Genomic DNA, 3874 nt, shown 5'->3' with positions numbered 1-3874 from the left:
CGCACCCGCGCGCTCCCCTCCTCCTGCAGCCACTCCAATATCCGACGCCGCCGCGGCTCCGACAATAGGCCGGGTTCCGCGCGCTGATCCGAAGGCATCCCGGCTCCTCTGTTCCTGTCTTCTCAGCTTATCGAGGCCTCTGCCCCGAGTCATCTTGATTTCTGCTGCATTCGAAGATGAACGAAAGGAAACGACAGTTTCTGATAATCAGACCGCCTGTCAGACCTGAGCGGTGCCTTCAGTTGTGAAGCCCCTGCTGTCGATCCATTCCGCTGTCCGCAAGGGATCACCCATGCCTCTCGCTCCCGGGCCCCCTCCCCCTGATCCGTGAGAAGGCGCTCTGAACCCGCCGCCGGACCTTCCGCATGGTCCATGAGACCCAGCTCGGCCACCCGGGCGGCGACTTCTCTGCGACCGGAATCCTGGCCTCGCACCACTTCGGCGTGCTGCGGCACGACTCCCGGGAGCCGCGCGCCCCGAGTCGCGACCGCTCCATCAAGTCCAAGGGCCACGCGACGGGTCGATCCATACGGTGCTCGCCATCGCCCACAAGGGTTCCCGAGCGGCCCCGCCTCCTCGCCCTCGACCTGGGCGCACAGGTCGTCGCTCGGGCCACGGTTCTAGGCGCCATGGGCCTCGGCGCCGGCCATCATAGTCGGAGCACTCCGTCGGCAAGGCGTGAAGCGGGCACGAACCCTCGGACCGGCCTCAGGAAAAGACGAAGTCATCGGCCGTGAGCCGGTCGACGCCCAGCAGGACGATCTTGAAGTCGACAACCCCATCGCCGTTGAGATCGCCCCGAACCACCGCGTCGTCGCCGGGATAACCGATCCAGAGCGAATGCGGCTTGGCTCGGGCGCCGAGGCCCGAGATGCCGTCGATGGCCATCAGCATCACGTCCTCGCCCGGGTCGAAGTTGACCAGCGTGTCCGTACCGACGTCCGATCCGAACACGAAGACGTCCCGGTCGTTGTCCATGCCGGCAGAGAGCGTGTCGTCACCGATGCCACCCTGCAAGCGATCGGCTCCGTCGCCGCCGATGAGCCTGTCGTCGCCATCCCGGCCCATGAGCCTGTCGTCGCCACCCAGGCCCCTGAGGAGGTCATTCCCGGCTCGGCCCTGCAGGGAGTCCCCCTTCGCGGTGCCGCTCAGGATCACGGGTGGCGGGTTGTAGACCATTCCGGGCGTTTCGGCCCGCAGGATGCGAGCCGTGATCGGCAGGTAGTCCCCAGTGAAGACGCCTGACCAGCCCGCCTTGTCCGGGTCGGTCGCCCAGAGGTTCGCGTAGCTGCGCATCGGCGCGGAGTACCAGACCCCGTCCGGCATATCGTCCTTGTCGAAGGTATGGACGACCTTGCCGTCCACCATGAAGACCGCGCTCGTTCCGGTCACCGTCGTCGTGTAGGTGTGGAATCCCTTCGAGGCATCGAAGCCCAGGTCCACGAAGGTCTGCGCGAGATTGCTGATGTGGGAGCCATCCTCCTCGTACATGTGGACGGTGACCTTGACGGCGGTCGTGCCGTAACGGCCCACGAACTCCCAGTCGAACTCCACGGGCCGGTCCGAGTAGTCGCGATGGCTCCGGAGGAACATCCCGAAGATGGCCCCCTTCACGATCTGGGGCGCCTGGGCGGTCCACGACCATGTGCCGGTCGTGTCGATGTCCGCCGACTTGATCTCCCCACCGGCGTAGGGCTTGTTGATCCCGGTTCCGTCGAGGACCAGCGAGACGCCGCCGTCCGGCGTCTTGTACACGTTGTCGGCCTGCCAGTCCTGTATGGAGGTGAGCTCGTTGCCCCAGTTCGAGACAAGCCAGCCGTTGTCGATAGCGCGCTGCTTCGGTTTGTAGAGTCGGAAGCTCATGGCATCTATGTTGCCCCCGGCCGTTCATGAGCGCCAGAGGGGGCGACCGTCTGGATGCGAACAGCGTGGCAAGGATGCCCGCCCTTGGTCGCGTCATGACCCCAGGGCGTCGTGCCGCGCGATCGGAGCGGATCCAGCATCACCCGCCACTCCCCAATGGCGAAGGGCCGGACCCCCATCCCTGGTTCGACGGCCCCTTCCGTCAGCGTGCCCCGACATTCGGCCACATCCCCGTCGACGTCAACGGGGTAAGGTCATTTTGCTTTGCTTCTTAGTGGATTAAGGCTGCGATGTGACAGAGGAGCCATGGCGACGGTCCCGCCACCCTCGCGGCACCAAGCGGCGCGCCATCGGAAGCGCACCGGCTCACGACTTGCCTCGGTCGCGCAGGACCCGGACGGGCGGCCGCACCATCGCTCGGATGTCCTCGGAGCCCGAGCGGACGTGGCCTCGGGGCACTGTCCAGGAAGAGCCAGGCCCCTGCCCGCCTCAAGCCGCTTCGCCCGGACGCGCCGACGGGGCGGTTGTCGCCGCCTCGGTCGCCCGACCTTCGCCTCTGAAGGCTTGCACGCCTGCGACTTGGGCCACCCGCCATCGAAGCGGGTGGCCCAAGCGAGGCTCGAGTGCCGTCCAGAGCCTCAGCCTCCGCAAGGCCCCAGCCCGGTCCTGTCGATCACAGCAGGAAGTCCGCCGCGGTGTATTGGGAGGCGAGGACGGCGCCATCCTGGATGTCGATCTGGAAGTCCGCCCCGGCGGTGTTGTTGGTGAAGCCCTGGATGCGCGTGACGTTGCCGACGTTGGTGAGCTTGATGCCTCCCAGGGCGGTCGAGTTGAAGACGAAGGCCTGGTTGCCCACGATGGTCTCCTTCGCGTCGATGCCGATCAGGTCGATCAGGTCGCCCACGGCCGCCCCGGCCGCGTCGAAGCCCTCGAGGACGTCGAACGACGCCAAGAGCGTGTCGGCCTTGCTCAGGAAGCGGAACGTGTCGTTGCCGAAGGCGCCCGAGAGCAGGTCCTTTCCAGCGTTGCCGATCAGGAGGTCGTTGCCGAAGCCACCCTTCAGCGTGTCGTTGCCGCCAGCACCGGTCATCTGGTCGTTGTTCCTGCGGCCATAGAGCTGGTTGGCCCCGGCGTTCCCGAAGAGCTTGTCCTGGCCGTCGCCGGCGATCGCGTGCTCGACGTTCGTGAACGCGACCGCGACCCCGTCGATCAGGCCGTTGAGGCCGTCGAGGCGTATGGTCGAGGCGCTGCTCACCGCCGCTGCGTTCACGGTGTCGACGCCGCCGTTGCTGTCGGCGATGTTGGTCCGGTGCCCGGCGACGCCGTCGTAGTCCGAGTATTCGTTGGTGAACACGTAGCGGTCGCTGGTCGTGTCCGCCCCCCAGGTCCGGATCACGATGTCCGACACCGCGAGGGTATCGCCACCGGCGTCATCCACGACCCGGACGACCCAGTTGCCGGCGGCCCGCTCGCCCCGGAACGCCTGGCTCTCGAAGGTCCAGGTGCCGTTGTAGTCGTTGCCGCCCCCGGTGTCGGCGATGAGCCGGCTCACCGTGCCGTCCGGGGAGGTCAGGTACACCTCGACATCCCCGGTGAAGGTGGTCGAGAACGACATCTGCACGGTCACGCGCTCGACCACGTCGTCGAAGGTGGCGGTGCCGGCAAAGGTCAGGCCGGACACATTGCCGTCCGGGATGACGACGTTGCTGTTGAGAACGTCCATCGTGTTGGTGAACTGGTTGCCGGTGGTGGCCGCGGCCGTTCCTGTGAGGTTCCAGCTTTCGGCGAGCCGGACGGCGGCCCAGGCGTCAACGAGGCCGTAGCCGTAGTCGTTGCTGAAGTGCAGGCCGCCGCCGTTCCAGGTCTCGGCGTGGTTCCAGGCCCAGGGGAAGCGCTCCGAGCCGGCGATGCCCGCCCCCACCTCCGAGCCCACCTGCCGGGCGGAGAGCGCCAGGATCGACTGCACGTCGCGCCAGCCCAGCCCCGCGGCGGCGTCGTACATCAGGTCCAC

General features: G+C 67.1%; 2 protein-coding genes. Both read right to left on the bottom strand.

The features are described from left to right. Positions 1 to 708 precede the first annotated feature (708 nt). Positions 709 to 1863 carry a family 16 glycosylhydrolase gene (locus RUMESO_RS26030; protein WP_051520930.1) on the bottom strand — a complete coding sequence of 385 codons (1155 nt, stop codon included), beginning with the start codon at positions 1861 to 1863 and terminating at the stop codon, positions 709 to 711. Between the two features lie 673 nt (positions 1864 to 2536). Then, a partial coding sequence (locus RUMESO_RS02175) for a proprotein convertase P-domain-containing protein (RefSeq protein ID WP_211262751.1) occupies positions 2537 to 3874 on the bottom strand: 1338 nt, incomplete at its 5' end.

Origin of the sequence: Rubellimicrobium mesophilum DSM 19309 (assembly GCF_000600335.2) — a bacterium.
Taxonomy (GTDB): Bacteria; Pseudomonadota; Alphaproteobacteria; order Rhodobacterales; family Rhodobacteraceae; genus Rubellimicrobium; species Rubellimicrobium mesophilum.
This window is presented reverse-complemented; position numbering and strand designations above follow the sequence as displayed.